This window comes from Streptosporangium sp. NPDC006013 (assembly GCF_040614275.1).
Lineage (GTDB): Bacteria > Actinomycetota > Actinomycetes > Streptosporangiales > Streptosporangiaceae > Streptosporangium.
In genome coordinates, this window is the sequence record NZ_JBEXUE010000636.1 from 1 (window position 1) to 4853 (window position 4853).

The 4853-nt window shown below is 61.2% G+C and carries 4 protein-coding genes; 1 reads left to right on the top strand and 3 read right to left on the bottom strand.

Going from position 1 to position 4853, the window contains the following annotated elements:
* Positions 1-931 (top strand): DUF2637 domain-containing protein (locus ABZ260_RS46685; RefSeq protein ID WP_355631203.1); only part of this gene is annotated, 931 nt, incomplete at its 5' end.
* Positions 932-1676: 745 nt separating this feature from the next.
* Here the strand turns inward: ABZ260_RS46685 and ABZ260_RS46690 are convergent.
* The 3 genes from ABZ260_RS46690 to ABZ260_RS46700 all read right to left on the bottom strand — a co-directional run.
* Positions 1677-2813: a hypothetical protein gene (locus ABZ260_RS46690; RefSeq protein WP_355631206.1), complete on the bottom strand. Its 1137-nt coding sequence runs from the start codon at positions 2811-2813 to the stop codon at positions 1677-1679.
* Positions 2810-3346 carry a hypothetical protein gene (locus ABZ260_RS46695; RefSeq protein ID WP_355631209.1) on the bottom strand — a complete coding sequence of 179 codons (537 nt, stop codon included), beginning with the start codon at positions 3344-3346 and terminating at the stop codon, positions 2810-2812. Before ABZ260_RS46695 ends, ABZ260_RS46690 begins: the two co-directional genes overlap by 4 nt.
* Before the next feature lie 50 nt (positions 3347-3396).
* Positions 3397-4853, bottom strand: a 1457-nt coding sequence (locus tag ABZ260_RS46700) for an RNaseH domain-containing protein (RefSeq protein WP_355631212.1), incomplete at its 5' end; no start/stop codon positions are given.

The window sequence follows — 4853 nt, forward strand, 5'->3', positions numbered from 1 at the left end:
AGTTCAGGATCCTCAGCAGACGATCTCAACTGCGCTCAGGGCAGCGGTGGTAAGGGGGCGGGAGTTCGGTGATCGCAGCACCGAACCCCTTCCTGCATCCCAGCAACCTGATCAACCCGGAAGCCAGGCCGTGCGCCGCCCCTCGACACCAGAAATTGCCGGGGAGGTGGTTCCGGTCGAAGGGGCTTGGGTCGAGCGTACTCAGCGAGATCGGGCTGGGGACCGGGTCATTCTCGGCTGTGCGGTGGCTGTCCTGCTGGGGGTCGCCGGCGCGGCCGCCTACGTCTCGTATCACCACTTCTATGGTCTGGCGATTGCTCTGGGTGAGCGGCACGACATGGCCATTCTGTATCCGGCGATGTCTGACGGTGTGATCGTCATGGCGTCGCTGGTGATGGTCTACTGCTCGCGTCGTCGGCTACGCGTGCCGGTGCTGGCGTGGGTGGCGCCTGCATTGGGCGGGGCGGTGACGCTGGCGGCGAACGTGGCGCACGGCTGGTCCAGCGGGCTCGGATCGCGGCTGATCAGTGCCCTGGCACCGCTGGCTTTCGCGGGCGCGTACGAACTGCTCATGTGGATCGTCCGGAACACCCGGCAACCGTCCATCGAGACGCTGGCCAAGGACCACGTGTGCCAGCCCGTTGAGACTCTCATTGAGGTGGCACGCGTGGTGCCGCTGCTGCCCACCGACCGGTACGAGGCGGCGCGGCTCACCTATATCGAGAGCCTCAGTGAGGGTAATCAGCGGGTCGGCCGACGCCCGCTGATGAGCCGGTGGGGACTGGAACAGCATGAGGCCGAGGAGATCATCGCCGAGGTGGAGAAGGAGCGGGCCCAGGCCATCAAGGCGAAGAGCGTCGAGGTGGCCCATTCGGAGAGTGTCGTGCCGCCACTGGGCGGCCCCCGTTCAACCGGCACGAGCGAAGCCTGAGGCGGCGTAATGAAGGACATCGGTAACGGGGTGGTCAGGCCGTCCTCCAGTCGTCTAGCTCGGTCATCGGGCGACCTCCCATCTTGAAACGATCAAGGTTCTGGGTCGCGATAAGGCATTTATCGCGACCCAAGATTGACACCAAGATCAGTTTGGGTTCCGCGGAGCATGGGCGCGTGCAGCTGAACTCCGCTTGCGACTAGAGGATTCGTACGTCCGAAGCAACGGCAATCATTCATGTGGATACGTCACCGACAAGCTAGAGATCCTCCTCCTCAATGGAGGAAGTGACGCCAGGTAGCAGTTCCGCTTTGGACAAAAGCGATCTGGTATGTGAGGTGGTGGGGCGCCAGGGATTTGAATCCTGAACCTACGGATTAAAAGTTCGAGGGTTCCGTGCCGTCCGCTGTCGGGGCGTGCCAAGTCCTGCCGGTTTGCCCGCCATCATCCCTGATCCAGTGCCTGTTGGTGGCGGCCCGTGCCGCGTCGTATCGCGTACCAATGAGCAACCGCCGAGCAACGGGTTCCTACCCGGCCGGGCTTTACCGAACCACGAGGCCACGACCTCGACAATGATCTTTGTGTCGGCTTGCCCTGCCAGAGAGGTTGACGCTTCCGGGCGCAGTGGAGCTGGTAGCGCAGAGGTGACGGCTTCTCGATCCATAAGAACCAACCGCGCACCGCCTGATGTCCCGGTGTCTCACTCGATCACTTCCCGAGGACGAACCGGAAAGCCGACAATCGATCAAATCAGCCGATCGGCGGTCTCGGTCGCCTCAGTCCTGACCTCCTCCAGGAATGCTTCGGTGGTCTCGTCTTCCGGCTGCTCGTCGTCTTCATCGATGTCGAAGGTGGGTTCGTCATCATCGAAGCTGTATTCGCGGTAGATCAGCCAGCACGCGTGGATTCCAGACAGCAGGTCTTCCAGAAGGTCCGCGGCCGGTCGCGTCGGGTCAAGCGTGGTGATCCGCAGCCCGACGGAGTCGAGGCTCAGACTGGGATCGTGGTCCTTCAATTTTTCGATCAGCTCTTCAACGGCCACGATGCGCTGCTTCAACATTGAGAGGCTGCTGGTCTCGCCTTCGGCGACACGTAGTGCATCCCGGATGAGCGCCATGACGGCCTGGCGCGGTGTGGCACCGAGTTCCATCAACTCCAGGACCCGCCTGGGCGTCTCTTGCGGGATGGCTTCGATGTCGTCGGCTTCGGCCATGATCTGCGCGTACGGGAGTCCGCTGAGCTCGGAGGTGACGTCGGCGGCGGCCTGAAGCCAATGAGCGGCGGCGACGGCTGCCGCGGCGAGATCCAGCTCGGTGAACAGCCGGTCAGAGCCGAAGGGGTTCTCGCGCAAGATGACGTCGGCCTGGGCCACCTGGACGGGAGAGGCGTCCTCCCGGCTAAACACGACCGCTTGACGTGCCCGCCCTGACAGGTCGCCTAGTTCCGCCTTTTCGACGCCGGCGAGCTCGGCGGCTACGTCCTCAATGACCGCGGCGGTGAGATTCTCGTCTTGGAGATCGTGCAGCGCTCGGCCGACTTGGTGCGCACGTTCTTCCACCTGAATGTACGACTGGATGATCGAACCATGGGCTGGCAAGTTCGGCTTGCCCAGAGCTGGCAGAACCATCGCGAACGCCTCACGCGCGCCTTGCCGGCGCCACCCCTCGGAGTTCACTTCGAGACTGTCGGCAGCGCTGGCCGGATGGGTGTAGCAACGCCAGCAAGCACGTGAGAGCCCTGACAGGGCTTCCGCCAGGCGCAGAGCTTGATCTGCCCGGACGTCAGGAGGCAGTTCTGCCACGGTGATGGCCGTGTCGCCGATGCCGACGCTCCAGGTGGCGATGAGCACGTTCCGGGACTGGTCGATGGCGTACAGGGTCATACTGCCGTGCCCCTTTGTGTTTGATTGTCGCCCTGGTTCTGCTCAGCGGGCTCGGTTGGCGCTCGACGGACGATGCGAGCATGTTCCCCTTGGTAGGTGCTCCCGAGTCTGGTGACGGTTCCGAGAGTTGGCCCCGGCCCGTCGGTCATTTCACTCACCCAGTTCTGGGGCAGCAGCACCCGCTCCCCTACTTCCAGTTTGGGCTGCCCTGCCCATCGGTAGGCGTAACGGCCCACCTCGACGAGTTGGTCACCGCCGATTTCGTAGACACGGGTCGCCTCGTCCAGGAGCTGCTCTAATTGCTCGATGCGACGCTTGAGCCACTCAACCTGACTTGACGAAATTTTCTGAGCCGATTCGGAAGCTTGCGCGTAGCCGTCATTTCGGCCTCGCTTATACGCTTCGACGAGTTCCCGTTCGTGAGCAGTGACATGGATTCCACAAGCAAGGTCAAATCCATAGATTCGCGCTTTGCAGGCAGCGCCGGTTCGAGTTGGGCGCCCACAAGTACGGACCTCCGGCAGTGCATTCATGTCCGATTCTCCTCTATAGAGGCAGCAGCGATGAATAGGTGAGCTTCTTCTCAGAAAATATATTTTTCGATCCGTTGGGCAAGGCTTAGCGGCCACGGCAGTGGGGTCATCCAGTGAGAATACGGCTCCGCCCCGCGGAGGTTGTGTGCCAGTGCCGCCCAACGCTCGGGGCGGTCGCCGCTTTGGAGTCCTGCAACGAGCAGTTCGACGACCTGCTCGTTCCATACCTGGGCCTTCGGGTTCAGCCTAATCAGGCTCCCATTATGAATTCCCGACGTCAGTTTCGAGACGCTAATCGACGCGCTCGCTGCTGTCGCTGGCTTGCCGGACGTACTGGCGAACAGCCGCAACTCCTCTGGGTATCGCCAAAGACCCGTAGGCTGCCCAACACCCTCGTCGTTAATTCCGTAACATTCGGGTGTCTCGTTATAATCCGCTGTGCGCACTCGAATATGTCGCAACCCAGACAATGTAGAAATTGGGCGCCGTGAGTCGGCATCGAACTCTATCGTGTCCAGGCCAAGGTTGCCGTTCGATAGAAACTTCCACGCCCTCCGCAAGTTCTGTGCGTGCGTCAGCAGAAGCACGTCAGGAAAAGTCCTGGCCGCATCTTCCGTGACGTTCTTGATAAACTGATATATGTCGTTTGTCTTATATTCGAGATCGGCTGAACAGTGCTCTCGGTAAATTTCGATTAGACCTAGATGGATCGGTTTCCAGTCGGTCTTGGGTGTACGCACCAATACTCGTTGGCCGGTCGGGTCGGAGAGCACGGCGATGGGTACCTGTCTCTGCAATCCTGTGCTACTGCGGCCGTCCTGCTGGATCATCCAGATCGCAAGTAGAGCAGGGTGGCAAGTCAGCGTCTTCGGCGCAGGTAACGGCAGGGCTAATTGCCGCACTCCAAGTTGTCGGAACAAGTCGTCGACGGCAGCAGAAAAGCGCGCACGGTAGAACTCCCGCTCATTGCTCTGACGGGCGTTGCTCTGCCTTTGAGCTTCTGTGGCTACGAACCGGCTGATTCGCCCTGTGCTCAACAATCTATGACGAAGTGCAGATTTAACTTCAGCGCTGCGGCTGTTACCGGCGTAACGGCCCGATTCCGAAATCTCCACCAAGGTGATCGTCGGGAGTGTGGCCTGGCTAAGCGAACTCATGATGAGTTCGACTTGTGCATCGGCTGCCTCCTTCGGACGTTGCCGATCCGCAGCATGATCGACAAATTTGCTTAGAGGATCCATGCGGCGCACGCCGACCGACAGTGGACCGAGGTCTATGAGGGTCTCGGCCTCGCCGAGTTCGACAGCTCGCGGGAACTTGAGGCCCAACAGCACGCCGAGGCGGTCGAGGGCGTACTGGGCGGTCGACTCAGATTCAGTGAAAAGTTCGACGCTTAGACGCGACCCGATCGCAGCGCGGAGCACCTCCGGCGGGATGACACTCTTGGCGGCGACGGTGAGGCCCTTGTAGACCGAGCTTTTTTCCCGGCGTAACGGCTCTACCGGTC

Coding starts and splice junctions, on each gene's coding strand:
- ABZ260_RS46690 (WP_355631206.1), bottom strand. CDS start 2,813: ATGACCCTGTACGCCATCGACCAGTCCCGGAACGTGCTCATCGCCACC.
- ABZ260_RS46695 (WP_355631209.1), bottom strand. CDS start 3,346: ATGAATGCACTGCCGGAGGTCCGTACTTGTGGGCGCCCAACTCGAACC.